The organism is Sulfitobacter dubius (assembly GCF_027214245.1).
Taxonomy (GTDB): Bacteria; Pseudomonadota; Alphaproteobacteria; order Rhodobacterales; family Rhodobacteraceae; genus Sulfitobacter; species Sulfitobacter dubius_A.
The window spans coordinates 1-12,943 of record NZ_JAPWHM010000016.1; the positions used below are offsets into that span (position 1 = coordinate 1).

At 61.0% G+C, this 12,943-nt stretch carries 14 protein-coding genes; 4 read left to right on the forward strand and 10 right to left on the reverse strand.

The annotated features are described in order from the left end of the window. Nucleotides 1-218 precede the first annotated feature (218 nt). Nucleotides 219-1,139 carry a tyrosine-type recombinase/integrase gene (locus O4H31_RS19165; RefSeq protein WP_269348129.1) on the forward strand — a complete coding sequence of 307 codons (921 nt, stop codon included), beginning with the start codon at nucleotides 219-221 and terminating at the stop codon, nucleotides 1,137-1,139. Nucleotides 1,140-1,652: 513 nt separating this feature from the next. Here O4H31_RS19165 and O4H31_RS19170 read toward each other — a convergent pair. Genes O4H31_RS19170 through O4H31_RS19195 form a run of 6 tightly spaced genes read right to left on the reverse strand, consistent with a single transcriptional unit; the run spans nucleotide 1,653 to nucleotide 5,757 of the window. Further along, a complete protein-coding gene (locus O4H31_RS19170) occupies nucleotides 1,653-2,999 on the reverse strand; it encodes a dihydrolipoyl dehydrogenase family protein (protein ID WP_269348130.1) in 1,347 nt (448 codons plus the stop codon). Between the two features lie 45 nt (nucleotides 3,000-3,044). Further along, nucleotides 3,045-3,407 (reverse strand): hypothetical protein, encoded by a 363-nt coding sequence (locus tag O4H31_RS19175; RefSeq protein WP_269348131.1) that lies wholly within the window; start codon nucleotides 3,405-3,407, stop codon nucleotides 3,045-3,047. Nucleotides 3,408-3,411: 4 nt separating this feature from the next. Further along, nucleotides 3,412-4,827, reverse strand: a complete 1,416-nt coding sequence (gene merA / locus O4H31_RS19180; RefSeq protein WP_269348132.1) for a mercury(II) reductase — start codon at nucleotides 4,825-4,827, stop codon at nucleotides 3,412-3,414. After that, a complete protein-coding gene (merF, locus tag O4H31_RS19185) occupies nucleotides 4,824-5,060 on the reverse strand; it encodes a mercury resistance system transport protein MerF (protein WP_269348133.1) in 237 nt (78 codons plus the stop codon). The genes merA and merF overlap by 4 nt, the downstream gene beginning before the upstream one ends. Further along, the gene (locus tag O4H31_RS19190) at nucleotides 5,057-5,353 is read right to left on the reverse strand and encodes a heavy-metal-associated domain-containing protein (protein WP_269348134.1); all 297 of its coding nucleotides are present in this window, start codon (nucleotides 5,351-5,353) and stop codon (nucleotides 5,057-5,059) included. The genes merF and O4H31_RS19190 overlap by 4 nt, the downstream gene beginning before the upstream one ends. A gap of 14 nt (nucleotides 5,354-5,367) precedes the next feature. Beyond that, on the reverse strand, nucleotides 5,368-5,757 hold the full coding sequence (locus tag O4H31_RS19195) for a mercuric transporter MerT family protein (RefSeq protein WP_269348135.1): 390 nt from the start codon (nucleotides 5,755-5,757) through the stop codon (nucleotides 5,368-5,370). A gap of 75 nt (nucleotides 5,758-5,832) precedes the next feature. Here O4H31_RS19195 and O4H31_RS19200 point away from each other — a divergent pair, with 75 nt between their 5' ends. Further along, nucleotides 5,833-6,270: a MerR family transcriptional regulator gene (locus O4H31_RS19200; protein ID WP_269348136.1), complete on the forward strand. Its 438-nt coding sequence runs from the start codon at nucleotides 5,833-5,835 to the stop codon at nucleotides 6,268-6,270. A gap of 245 nt (nucleotides 6,271-6,515) precedes the next feature. Here O4H31_RS19200 and O4H31_RS19205 read toward each other — a convergent pair whose 3' ends face one another. The 4 genes from O4H31_RS19205 to O4H31_RS19220 are packed head-to-tail and all read right to left on the reverse strand — an operon-like array spanning nucleotide 6,516 to nucleotide 10,507. Next, nucleotides 6,516-8,096: a tripartite tricarboxylate transporter permease gene (locus tag O4H31_RS19205; protein ID WP_269348137.1), complete on the reverse strand. Its 1,581-nt coding sequence runs from the start codon at nucleotides 8,094-8,096 to the stop codon at nucleotides 6,516-6,518. Between the two features lie 10 nt (nucleotides 8,097-8,106). Continuing rightward, nucleotides 8,107-8,730, reverse strand: coding sequence for a hypothetical protein (locus O4H31_RS19210; RefSeq protein WP_269348138.1), 624 nt, complete (start codon nucleotides 8,728-8,730; stop codon nucleotides 8,107-8,109). After that, a complete protein-coding gene (locus O4H31_RS19215; RefSeq protein ID WP_269348139.1) occupies nucleotides 8,727-9,665 on the reverse strand; it encodes a tripartite tricarboxylate transporter substrate binding protein in 939 nt (312 codons plus the stop codon). Before O4H31_RS19215 ends, O4H31_RS19210 begins: the two co-directional genes overlap by 4 nt. Nucleotides 9,666-9,709: 44 nt before the next feature. After that, nucleotides 9,710-10,507 (reverse strand): GntR family transcriptional regulator, encoded by a 798-nt coding sequence (locus O4H31_RS19220; RefSeq protein ID WP_269348140.1) that lies wholly within the window; start codon nucleotides 10,505-10,507, stop codon nucleotides 9,710-9,712. A gap of 90 nt (nucleotides 10,508-10,597) precedes the next feature. Here O4H31_RS19220 and O4H31_RS19225 point away from each other — a divergent pair, with 90 nt between their 5' ends. Beyond that, the gene (locus O4H31_RS19225) at nucleotides 10,598-12,274 is read left to right on the forward strand and encodes a gamma-glutamyltransferase family protein (protein ID WP_269348141.1); all 1,677 of its coding nucleotides are present in this window, start codon (nucleotides 10,598-10,600) and stop codon (nucleotides 12,272-12,274) included. Beyond that, nucleotides 12,271-12,729: a GAF domain-containing protein gene (locus tag O4H31_RS19230; RefSeq protein WP_269348142.1), complete on the forward strand. Its 459-nt coding sequence runs from the start codon at nucleotides 12,271-12,273 to the stop codon at nucleotides 12,727-12,729. The genes O4H31_RS19225 and O4H31_RS19230 overlap by 4 nt, the downstream gene beginning before the upstream one ends. Nucleotides 12,730-12,943: the final 214 nt, after the last annotated feature.

The window sequence follows — 12,943 nt, forward strand, 5'->3', positions numbered from 1 at the left end:
CAATCACCATCGCCCACACACGAGCCTCGACGGGCTCACCCCGTGGGAGTATCACCAAAGGTCAGTAGAGGACCAAATCCTGAACAGAGCGAACTAAAGAACGCGGACTCTAAGGGGAGCGGGTCAACTTCAAAGATCGCCACGGCAAGGTTCGCTGGCGGTACAGGAAGGACGGCTCTACAGTTAGTCTGGGATCCGACTACGGGTCGGAGCAATTTATGTTGCGCTTAAGTGCAGCACAGAAGGGTAAGCGTCTGCCACAAGGGCAGGCTTCGCCGAGCGTTCTCTCAGGTTCCGCACCGGGTAGCCTGTCCGCTGTTATTGCAAGCTGGTATCGAACATCTGAGTTCACGACACTCAGCGGCAGCACGCAGTACGGTTACAAGAAGCAAGCGGAGGGCCTGCGCAATCTGCATGGCACCAAGATGGTAGCCAACATGCAGCGCCGCCACGTCAAGGCAATCATGGTAGTTAAGGCACACGTGCCGAACGCAGCAAACCACGACAGGCGAATACTTTGCTTCCTGTTGGATCATGCCTTGGACCTGGAACTTGTAGAAATTAACGTAGCGCGAGGTGTGAAGAAGCTCCGAGTTTCGGATGCTGGCTACCACACGTGGACAGAGGATGAGATTAGCACGTTCCTCAGCAAGCACGCAGTGGGATCAGCGGCGCATCTGACGCTGTCCCTGATGCTGTACACGGGGGCAGGGCGCACCGACACCACCAAGATGGGGCCGGGCAACATCGCAGGCGACAGACTGCATTACAGCCGACAGAAGATGGCAACCCGTGGCGGCATGCTGGTGGACATACCGATCCACCCGGTGCTGCGAGCCTGTCTTGAGCCTTTAATGGACACAACAACCTTTCTGCAAACCACTCACGGTAAAGAGCGAAGCCCGAACGCTCTAGGCAACTCCATGCGCACATGGTGCAACGATGCCGGACTAAAGCATTGCAGCAGTCACGACCTACGCAAAGCGTGTGCAAGGCGGCTAATTGAAGCTGGTGCGACACCTCACGAGATGATGGCAATTACGGGACATCGCACTTTAGCAGAAGCCCAGCGGTACGCAGAAACGTTCAACCGCAGCAGTGCTGCCGATAACGCGATGGGGAAGTACGACGGGATATAACTTGTTAGATTTCAATACACGAAATGGCTAACCCAACATTTCGGTTAGCCATAGTGCGCTGCAAGCGCCTGATATAATTGTGTTTTTATGGCGTATGGTAGGCCCGGCAGGACTTGAACCCGCAACCAAAGCGTTATGAGCGCGTAAGGTTTTAACTAACCTAATGATATTTAACGGATGTGGTCCACTCCGTCTCATACAAAAACGCAGTTCACGACCTTTCGCGCATAGGTTCTGGTTCAGTGAACCAAAAGCCAGACGCGCTTTAAGTTTGGCTTGAAGCTGATGGTTGAACACCATCCAACGCGTAATGGTCCTTTTGGGTCGTATTTGGCAGCCTTCCCGAAGGGCGGTGAGCAGCCGTTCGCTGCGGGAGCAAGAGAGCCCCCCGCGACATTAAGAGCAGACGCTCGCGCAATGCATCTGACATACTTGTTTAAGACGACTTTGTGGTCATGTTAGGGTGCCGCGTTGCATGCTCTCGAAGCGGGGGTTGGCACCTACTTGGCGACCTTATAACATCGAACCGATATCCGACGCCCCAGTTGGATACGCCGCGGGCATCGCCTTGATCTGATCAACCGTGAGCCCCAACTTAATCGCCAGAGAAAAGATATTGATGAGTTCCGCGTAGTCCGGACCGAACATATGCGCGCCCAATATCTTGCCCTCTGAATTCGAGATGATCTTGGCACCTGCATGGGTCTCGCCCAGACGTTTCTGGGAGAACCAGCCGGAAGTATCTGTGAATGATACCTCTACATCGCCGGTCTCGCGCGCTTCTTCTTCCAGCATGCCGACCCGTGCGAGTTCGGGGATGGTGAACACCACGCTGGGCACGCTTGTGTAATCCGGCTCGGTCTGCTTGCCTTTCAGCATGTTCGAAGTGGCGACCTTGCCTTCGAAGACGGCCACAGGGGTTAGCGGCTTGCCCGGGGAGGCCGCGGCGTCACCGGCTGCGTAGACGCGGGGGTTGGAGGTGGATTGCAGCCAAGGGCTAACCTTCACACCGCCATGCTCGGTTTCGATTCCAGCAGCGCTTAGATTCAACCCATCGACGGCAGGAACGCGACCTGCGCCATGAACCATGAGGTCGGCCTCTTTGACATGAGTATTGCCGTCTTTGCCGTAGAAAATGCGCTGCGCCTTGCCTGCAGCTTCAATCTTTTCGGGGGTTGCTTCGGAAATGATTTCGATCCCCACCGCGCGGCTGCGCTCCAGCAGCATAGCGACAAGATCAGGATCGAACATTTTGAGCTGCCGTGCGCCGTGGTCAAAGATCGTGATCTCAGCGCCCGCTCGTGCGGCGATATGAGCAAACTCGAAGGAAATGTAACCGCCCCCAACGAAGACGATGCGCTTTGGCAGTTCCGGCAGGTTCAAAAAGTCTGTGCTGTCGATCAGGCGCTCGGCACCGGGAAAATCCAGCGAACGCGGTTTCGCGCCAGTGGCGATCAGCGCGTGACCGAATGTGATTGCGCTGTGGCCATCGATTTCGATCCGATCCGGCGCGGTAAAGCGGGCTGATCCATGCAAGGTTTGCACACCGGCTTTCTTCAGCCCGTTCTCCATGTTCTCAGGCACCGGGTCCGTGAAGCTTTCCTTATGCTTCATCAGCGCGGGCCAATCGATCCGCGTGTCACCGGCCACTCCCTTGCCGCTCAGCAGCCGCGCGGCGTCGACCGCCTCGGCCCCGGCGCGCAACATTTTCTTTGGATCACAGCCCCGCAGGGCACAGGTACCGCCGTAGGGCAGTTCGTCCACGATGGCGACGGACCAGCCTGCACGCGCGGCCTTTTTCGCAGCGTTGACCCCGGCCATGCCGGCGCCGATGACGATCAGATCAAGTGTTTCGGTCATGAAATTTCCTTAAAGTCGAGAGTTCGGAAGGCGTCTGTTGCAGGCTCAACGATATCGGCCGAGCATTCGTTCACTAAGCCACCAGATCCCAGTCACGCCGAGACCGATCGAGAGCCCAAGCCAGCGCCAACCGTCGCCGCCCAGCGGCAACACGCCAGCCCCATACGCCAGCACCGGTGGTGTCATCGCCAGTAGGAATGGTCCCGTGTAGCGGCAATGCACACGGCCACAGCGATAAGCATTGCGCAGACAGGCGATGCCCATCCAAGCAAGTGCGGCGACCCAGATCGCGGTTTTGGGGCCATCGGCAAACGGAATTGCCAGAAACATCGCGCCGATGGGGAGCCACCAAGCAAGCAGGCTGCCGCGCCGGGTGCTCAGCCAATCGTGGTTAGAGTGATCTGTCATGTCTTCATCCCGCGCAGCAGGACAGGGCGGCCACGTCCTTCTCGAAGGTCTGTGCCGCAAGTTTCAGCGCTTCGACCGTGGTCAGATAGGGCATGATCGTATCGCCAAGTTCCTCGTAGGTCAGCCCGGCCTTCAGCGCCATGGCCGCAGTCTGGATGCTATCGGCCCCCTCCGGCGCGATGATCTGCGCGCCCAGCAGCCGCTTGCTCCCAGCCTCGGCCACCAGTTTGATCAACCCGCGCGTATCGCGGGCCGCCAGCGCACGCGGCACAGCGTCAAGTGGCAGAACGGAGGTCACGACTTCATGGCCTGCGGCACGGGCCTGCGCTTCACTAAGCCCGACACCGGCCACCTGCGGATCAGAAAAGACGACCCAAGGCATGGTCGCGTTGTCGTAGGTGCGTGTCTCACCCGCCACAGCATTCCGGGCGGCGATCTTGGCTCCATAGGCGGCCATATAGACGAACTGATCGCGGCCAGTGACATCACCTGCCGCCCAGATGTTGGGGTTAGTGGTGCGCATATGAGCATCGGTCTGGATGCCTCCGCGCGCACCCACCGTGATCCCGGCAGCCGCGAGGTTCAGCCCGTCACTGTTCGGAATGCGGCCAGTTGCGAGCACGAGCCGTTCTGCCGTCAGCACTTTTCCATCCGAAAGGTGCAATGCGATGGCGGCGTCTTGCTTCGAGATGCGATCATAGCCTTTTGCACGCACCAGTCGGATGCCCTCGTCGGCCAAGAAACCCTCCAGCGCCGCCGAAACCTCAGGCTCCGCTTCGGGCAGCACGCCACGACGGCTAACCAGCGTCACGTCGACTCCGGCGCGCGCGAAAAGCTGCGCAAGTTCCACGCCGATATAGCCCGCGCCGAGGACCACCATGGAGGCTGGCAGAGCGGTCAACTCCAGCGCTGATGTGCTGTCGAGTGTGTCGACCTCCTCAATCCCCGGGATCGCAGGCACATGCGGACGGGAGCCGGTGGCGAGGATGACTTTTGCCGCGGGGAAGAGACTGCCATCGACCGTCAACTTGCCGTCATCATCGAATGTCGCCCGGCCTTCGACGTAATCGACATTTTCATGTCGGGGCAGCACATCCGCGTATTTCGCTTGGCGCAACTCTTCGACCAGCGCCTGTTTCTGCGCAACTGTAGCCGCCCAATCAGCCATGCGGGCCTCGGCCTCAATCCCATCGAACCGACCCGTCGCGCGCGCGTGATGCAGGCTCTCGACCGCGCGGATCAGGGCTTTGGACGGCACGCAGCCCACGTTAACGCAGGTGCCGCCGATGGTGCCTGCGCCGATCAGGGCCACGCGCGCACCGGCCTCGGCCGCGGTGATGGCAGCGGAGAAACCAGCGGAGCCGGCGCCGATCACGGCGAGATCATAGGGGTCATTCTTGGGGGAAGTGCTATCTTTCATGAGGGTCTTTCCGAATTGCGGCGCTTCCAGAGCGCGTAAATTGTGATGCCGATGAAGACGGCGAGCGCGGGTAGCAGCACGTAGTCGAGCCAGCCCAGCAACGCCGAAAGTCCTACCGCACCGAATAGGATCACCAGAACAGGCGTGAAGCAGCAGAGGGCAACGATAACCGTGCCGATAAGACCAACCTTGAGCAGACAGCTCTGGTTGTCGGCTGCCTTTGCGTCCTTCACGATCCGCTCTCCGCGGCCAATGACGCGCCATAGCCAACGCCGGTCACGGCAGCGACGATGGCCTTAGGGTCGGTGAGCGCATCGTCATAGCGCAGGACATAGAGACCGTTTTCCGTATCGCCCTCAATGAACTTAAGGATTTCGACGCTTTCCACGCGCTTCATCGCGGTGGCGACGATGTAGCTGCACGAAGGGCAGGTGAGCCCCTCGACAGCGACGCGCGTGGTGGCCTCTGCGGCCATTGCTACGCTGACTGAAAGGATGAGCGCAGCGGTGGAGATAAGAAGTTTCATGAAAGACCTCATGGTCAGAATGTCATAAGGAAGGGCGAGAGTGCCGGAAAGGCCAGGGCGAGAAGCACAACAAGCAAAGCGCCCCAGAGCAGCCTGCGCATCAGCCCGCGATCCATTGGACGCGCGCAGGTGCCGTCCGCGCAGGCGTCAGTAGGGACTGGGCGGTAAGCATTCCAGAACCCATAGGCGAGCGCCGCTGCCGCGAAGCTCAAAGTCACCCACTTATAGGCGTAAAGGGCGGTAAGCTGACCGATGAAGACCCCGGTCACACCCAGACTGACCAGAACAAGCGGCAGGATGCAGCAGGAAGTCATGGCGAGTGCGCCGATCACGCCAGCGCCGGTGGCGAGCCAACCGGATCGATCCTCGTGCTGGTCTGTGGTCGCGGGGGTGTGATCTGTCATCGCTTTGCTCTTTGTTGCCCTGTGATGACTTGCAAGATAGGGTCTGTAGCAACTACAGGATCAAGGAGAAAACGCATGTCTGGTGATCACGGTATTGCGAGCGACCTTAAACGCTCTGACCTTGCGGGCCTGACTGGCTGCAACCTTGAGACCATCCGCTATTATGAAGGCGTCGGTCTGATGCCTGACCCACCGCGCAGCCCCGCCGGACACCGCCGCTATGGGGCGGCACATGTCGAACGGCTTGGCTTTATCATGCGGGCGCGTGAACTGGGCTTTACGATGGAGGAAATCCGAGGGCTGCTCAGCATGGTAGATCGCGGCAGCCATACCTGCGCGGAAGTTGAGAAGCGTGGGCGACATCATCTGGAGGTCGTGCGGGCAAAGATAATGGATCTTCAGAACATCGAGGCCGTCTTGGCGGAAACGATTGCGAAGTGCAGCGGTTCGGACAGTCCAGAGTGTCCTCTCCTTACGGTGCTGTCGGATGGGACTGTGGGCGAAACAGATTGATCCGAACTGGACGAGACATGAAGGAATGGTGTGTTCAGCGTTTGAAGGTGCGGCAAACAGGCGAAGTTTGCCCTTTGGATTCCAAAGGATTAGAACGTTCGCCGACCGCAGTGGAATGTCCGCTTTCTGTATGCTGTTGCGCAGCAAGTTTCTAAGACCCGGACGGCAGCTCTGGGCCGTTCGTGTGTCAGGAACCTTAGACAAAGAGGGGGAATGCGAGCACTTTCTTATTTGAGAACTTAAGTTTACGCGCGATTCTGCCGGAACATTCGCACCAGCAACCAGACGGACAGCGTAAGCATCACAAGCGCGATGGGCGATTTCAGTAGAAACCACGGATCGCCACCGGAGGCGGTGAAGCTGCCGCGGATCAGCCCCTCGAGAGCCGGGGCCAGCAGGAAACCAATGACAAAGGGCAGTATCGAGATGCCCAGGCGCCGCAGCACGTAGCCAATCAGGGCGAAGACGCAGGCACTTAGGAGGCCGACATAGCCGCCGTCCTGCACATAGGCCGCGGTTAACGAGACGGTCAGGATCACCGGTAACATCACGTCCTTCGGAATCCGAATGAGACGGCCCAACTGGCCCATGAGGAAGCTGCCGACGCTCCAGTTGCAGAGGTTGGCGATCACCATCATTGTGAAGAGGCCAAAGGCCATGACCAGGTCGCGGTTCATAATCGTGTCGAACCCTTCGATCTCCTTGATCGGGGTGAAGCGGAAGACCTGCGGCCCGAAGGCGAAATCGCCGATGGTCTCCACCGCAAGGATGATGAAGACAGCGGCAAAGTTGCCGGGAATGCCGAGGCTCATTACCGGAATGAGGTTTGCGCCGGAAACGGCTGAGTTCGCCGATTCCGTCGCCACCACGCCCTCGATCGCGCCTCTGCCGAATGTTTCGGGACATTTCGAGCGGCGCCGCGCGGTGTCATGCGACAGGGTCGCCGCGGTAGTGGTGCCGATCCCCGGCAGCGCGCCGATCATCGTGCCGATGCCGGCGCCGCGCAAGATCGCCGGCATCATCCGCCAACGCTCGCCCCAGCTCAGCGGCGGCCCCATTTCGGGGGCGGAGACCGGGCCCTTCGTCGTGGCCCGATCGCGGCGCATGTCTTCGACCGCGATCAACACTTCCGAAAGGACCAACACACCCAGCACACAGGAGGTCAGCGGCAGCCCGCCGCCAAGCTCGGGGATGCCAAGCGTCATGCGCGGCCCGTCGCCCGACATCGTGGTCCCGACAAGCGAGACGAACATCCCCAGAAGGCCGCCGACCAAGCCCTTCAAAGGAGCCTTGCCGACCACGGCGGCCATGAAACAGAGTGACAGTATGATGAGGGCCGATTTCTCGGGCAGGTCCAGTACCCGTTCCACCGCAACCGCCAGCACTGGGGCGGCGATGAAAAGCACGAGGTCGGAAAAGTTGTCCCCTACGACGGAGGCGAAATGCGCCGTCTGGATCGCCCGGCGCCCCTGTCCCTTCTGAGCCAGCGGATAGCCGTCCACCGTGGTCAGGAAGGCATCAGGCGTGCCGGGGGTGTTGAACAGGATCGCTGGCACCGCGCCGCCTACAGTTGCGCCCTTCATGATCCCCAGAAGACAGCCCAGCACTGGATAGAGCGCCTCGTTTCCATAGCCGAAGATCGAGACCAGAACCGGCAGGGCGATGGCCATGGCGAAGGGGCCCGATAGCCCCGGGGTGGCGCCCACAAGTATCCCGATAACGACCCCGGTCAGCACCATGCCCATGGGCAAGAGCCACAGGCCACCATCGGCGGCTGTGAAGACGGAAGTGATTCCGAGCGCGAGATATTGCAGCAATAGGTCCAAGGGGTGTCCTTCAGAGGTCGGCGTTCGGCGGCAATTGGATGTTGTCCAGCAACCCGGCAAACAACAGGATCAAAAAGGCGGTCGAGAGCACGGAGACCACGATGTCGCGCGAGCGCAGACTGCGGCGGGTGATGTAGATATAGCTGGCGCTTAGCGCCGTACCGCCGAGGAAGAACCCGGCCACGTTGTAGGGAAACCGTCCTGAGGCCGCTCGGTAGCCGGAGAAATCGGAGAAGCCCGCGGCGTTGCTGGCCCATACCACCATCGGCCCGCCCCATGTCATCAACGCCAGCGAAGCGGTGGTGACGAGACCGGCGCGGGTCAGAAACAAAAGGTTGTCGAGACTGAGACGCCCAACGGGCTCTCCCGCCTTGCGACCTTTGGACCGCAACTCTCCCGCAATCAGCAAGAGCGCCAGCGGCACCATCAGCAGAACCAGCAGCGTGGGAAAGAAGGCGTCACCGGGAATGGTATTGCCGGTCAGGCTCTTCTTTAGGAATCCGCTGCTGATGTCCCGCGGAAACCAAACCAGAAGGCAAAGCGCGACAAGCGCCAGCGTGCCCCCGCCCAGCCAGAGGTTCCAGCGCCCCCCAGAGGGGGCGCCTTCATCGGTGTCCACGGGACCTCGCGTCATTCGGCCAGTGCTTTCATCATCGTTACGTTGGCCTCGTAGGTCGTAAGGATCTGCTCGCGCAGCTCCGCGCCCTGCGTCACGATCGGCGCAGGTGGGTACTGCTTTTCGATGAACTGACGTGTCTCACTCTCGGGGTCGGCGAGGATCTCGGCGATTACGCTGCCGATCTCGTCGCGGATCTCGTCAGGCATGCCCGCGGGGGCGGTGATGATATACTGGTAGCCGAGGTTCAGGTCGATGCCCTGATCCATCAGCGTCGGCATTTCTGGAGCAAGCGCCACCGGACCGGTCTCGGCGGAGGAGAGGATCACCAGTTCGCCCGCCTCAACCAGCGGTTTCTGCACACCGCCACCCCAGGCGACGTTGGCGTCCATCGACACCAGCGCATTGAGCGTGCCTCGGCCACCCTTCATGCGCAGGTGGTTCACGTCGATCCCGAGCGCGCGGGCAACGATTTCGGCTCCGGCCTCGACCTGCGTGCCCCAGTTGGCCCAGACGATGGGCTCATTGGCGGCGGCGGCCTTGAGGTCGTCCAGCGTCTTCCAGCCACTTTCGGCGCGCGCCAGAACCGCCATCTGCGAGCCCGCGGTGGTGGTGATATAGGTGAAATCCTCGGGCGACAGGTTGTCGCTGTTCATCGGCGCGAAATCGTAGGTAGTGGTGATCGCAAAGCCCAGGGTCTGGCCGTCGGGTGCCTCTCCCTTGAGCTGCGCCGACATCACGGTGCCGTCGTCACCCGCCTTATTTTCGGGGATCACCTGCCAGCCACGCTTTGCCTCGATCTCCTGCGCAAGAGTCCGGCCCTGCACGTCGGTCCCGCCGCCGGCTCCATAGCCGATCCACAGGCGGATCGGGCCGTCAGGGTTCCATTCGGCCAGCGCGGGCCCGGCGGCCAGCAGGACGGTAGCGGCGGTGGTCATCAAAATACGTTTCATGGTCTCTCCACTGTTGATTAGGTTAGTTGCACTTTTATTGGTCGTCAGAATCCGGGCTTGCTTTCCACCAGTTCCATCGAACGGTGGCCCCGGGGCAATTCGAAGCGTTGGATCAGTTGCAGCCTGTCTTGAGCGTCATGTTCATGAGCGTCCCAGATCATCCCCACATGCGGCGCGGCGAGGTCGAGATGCTGACAGGCTTGCCGGGACAGCAGATCGGCGCGCGCCTCGTGGCGGACTTTGGCGGTGCGGATCTGGAACTGCTCCCAGAGCATGCGGTGGTAGGAAATGCCGTGCAGTTCCTCCAAGGGGCGCGACAGCAGAGCCTCGGCGTGGTCGCAGCGCAGGTACATGGTGCCGAAGGCCGGTTGTGATCCGGTGACCCAGACCAGCCGGTCGATGCGGATCACCTGCTCGGCTTCGAAGCCGATGAGCAGCGGCCCGGATTCGGCGGTGGGAAGACGCTGGATATCGACTACCCGGGTATAGGGCATCTTCCAATCCCCCGTCTCGGGGTCGCGGAAGCGGTAGACATGCACCTCGGGCACCTGATGACTTGCATCCGCGATGAAACTGCCGCGCTTGCGGTGGCGCACGATCAGCCCCTGCTCGACCAGCCGCGACAGGCCCTTTTGCACCGTGGACAGGCCGATGGGCAGCGCGGCAGCGATCTCGGTCTCGCCGGGAAGCTGGCCGCCGGGCGCGAAAGTGCCTTCCTGAATACACCGGGTGAACGCCTCGCTCAGACGCAGGTACTTGGGTCGGCCCTTTCCATCGGGGGCCGTGTCTTCCCATGCGGTGACCAAGGTCTCGAGGGATAGTCTATCTGAAGAGCTTTCCATACAACTATCATAGAACGAGGGGTATTGCACTTGTCAACTACGTAGTTAATAATTGTCACAGGAATATATTGCAGCGTTGAGAGGGTGGAGATGAGCGAAGAATGGGCAGTGGCCACCGGACATCCCATCGCCACCGGGGCCGCGGAGCGGGTGCTGAGCGCAGGCGGCAACGCCGTGGATGCCGGGGTGGCCGCCGGGATAGCGCTGGCCGTTGTGCAGCCCGATCTGGTGTCCTTTGCCGGGGTCGCGCCGGTAATCCTCTATGACGCGGCGCGCGAGCATGTGACCAGCTACGACGGTGTCGGGGTCTGGCCGCAGGCGGCAGACGTGGTGCAAATGCAGCGCAATCACGGCGACCACGTGCCCGAGGGTCTGCTGCGCACCGTCGTACCCGCCGCCCCGGCAAGCTGGATCAAGGTTCTGGCGACCCACGGCACACTCGGTTTCGGCGATGTCGCGCAAGAGGCGGTGCAGGCTGCCCGCGATGGTTTCGACGTCTATCCCCTGCTGGCCGATTTCATTGCATCGCGGGAGGAGAAATACGCGCGCTTTCCGTCCACGGCTGCGATCTTCCTCCCCGATGGCCGCCCGCCGAAGGTCGGAGAGCTTTTCGTTCAGACCGACCTTGCAAAAACCTTGCAACTGCTAATCGACGCCGAAAGCGCCGCCCGTGCCGAGGGTGGAGATCGGCGCGCCGGCCTGGCCGCCGCCCGCGCGGCTTTCTACACTGGCCCGATCGCGCAAAAGATCGTTGCCTTTCACGCCAAGAACGGCGGCCTGCTGCGGGCCGAGGACCTCGCCTCTTACGAGGTCCGCGAAGAGCCTACCTTCGCCGTCGAATTCCGGGGCACGCAAATCCACTGCTGCGGCGCGTGGTGCCAGGGCATCTCAATGGCGCAGACGCTTGCCATGCTGGAGCAGGCCGGCCCTGACGCCACCCGCGACGGGGATCAGATTAAATTGCATTTCTTGCTCGAAGTTCTGAAACGCGTGTTCGCAGACCGCGAAGCGCATGTCACCGACCCCCGCTACATGCAGATCGCCCCCGAGGCACTGCTGGACCCCGCCTTCATCGCGGACCGGCTGGGCAGCATTCAGGAGACCTCCGATCCGCTTCCCGCCCCTATGGCCCCGGCTCTTGCGGCTTCGGGCGAACGCCCGGTGTTCGAGGTAGGCTGCGCCGATACATCTCACGTCAGCGTCATCGACGGTGCCGGCAACATCTTCTCCGCCACCCCGAGCGATCCGAGCTATGACACTGTGGTGATCCCCGGCACCGGGATGTCGGTCTCCTCTCGCGGGTCGCAGAGCCGTGCGATCCCCGGTCACCTAAATGCGCTCGCACCGGGCAAGCGTCCGCGGCTCACACCGAACCCTATTCTGGGGCTGAAGGATGGCAAACCTTGGCTCGCCATGGGCACGCCCGGCGGCGACGTACAGGTTCAGGCCATGGCTCAGGTATTGTTAGGCATGCTGGACCACGGACAGGCTCCGCTTGCGGCGGTCGAGGCGCCCCGCGTGGCTTCCTATGCCTATCCCGGCAGCTTCGCGCCACATGACGTCCACCCTAACAAGGTGCTGTACGAAGCCGATCTGCCACTGGAGCAGACCAAGGACTTACGCACACGCGGACATGATCTCGAAGAATGGCCCGCCCGAACCTGGATGGCGGGCGGGATCTGCATCGCCCTGCGCGACGGGGCCGGCGTGGACGCCGTCGCCGACCCGCGTCGCGCGGGCACGGCCAAAACTGGAGCGAAACCATGACAACCGACATTTGCAAACGCATCGCCGCTCAGAACATCCCACTGGAGGAAGCGTTTGATCTCTGCGGTGAAGCTCTCGACAATCAGTTGTTCACCGCGATGCGCTTCCACGCCACAACGATGGAGGTGGAACGCCTTCACTCCACCTTGCCCGAGAGCTACCCCGTCAGCGGTCGCAAACCAAAGCGGGATACGGAATGGGGCAAAAATGTTCTGATCGACCGAAGGATCAACCTCGGTTTCGGGGCCGCTGATATCAGATGGGCATTTTCGGATTACGAAACCATTCTTGGGCTCGGGCTCAATGCTGTGTTGAATGTTCCGATTGTTCGTGGCCAATCGGTTCTGGGTACGATCAATTACTTGCGTGGCGATCCGGCCTTCAGTTCGCGAGAAGTGGAGATCGCAGAACAAGTTGCTGCTGCACTGGCCGATCGAAGTGAACTGCGAGACTAACTTTAATACGCTATGTTGCCGTAGGCATCATGTATTCTCGCCGTCTGTTAATCGCCACCAAGACGCATCTTCGCGCTGAATTGGGCGGATTGCAGTGACCTGCTCCCCTTAGAGTCCGCGTTCTTTAGTTCGCTCTATTCAGGGTTTGGTCCTCTACTGACCTTTGGTGATACTCCCACGGGGTGAGCCCGTCGAGGCTCGTGTGTGGGCGATG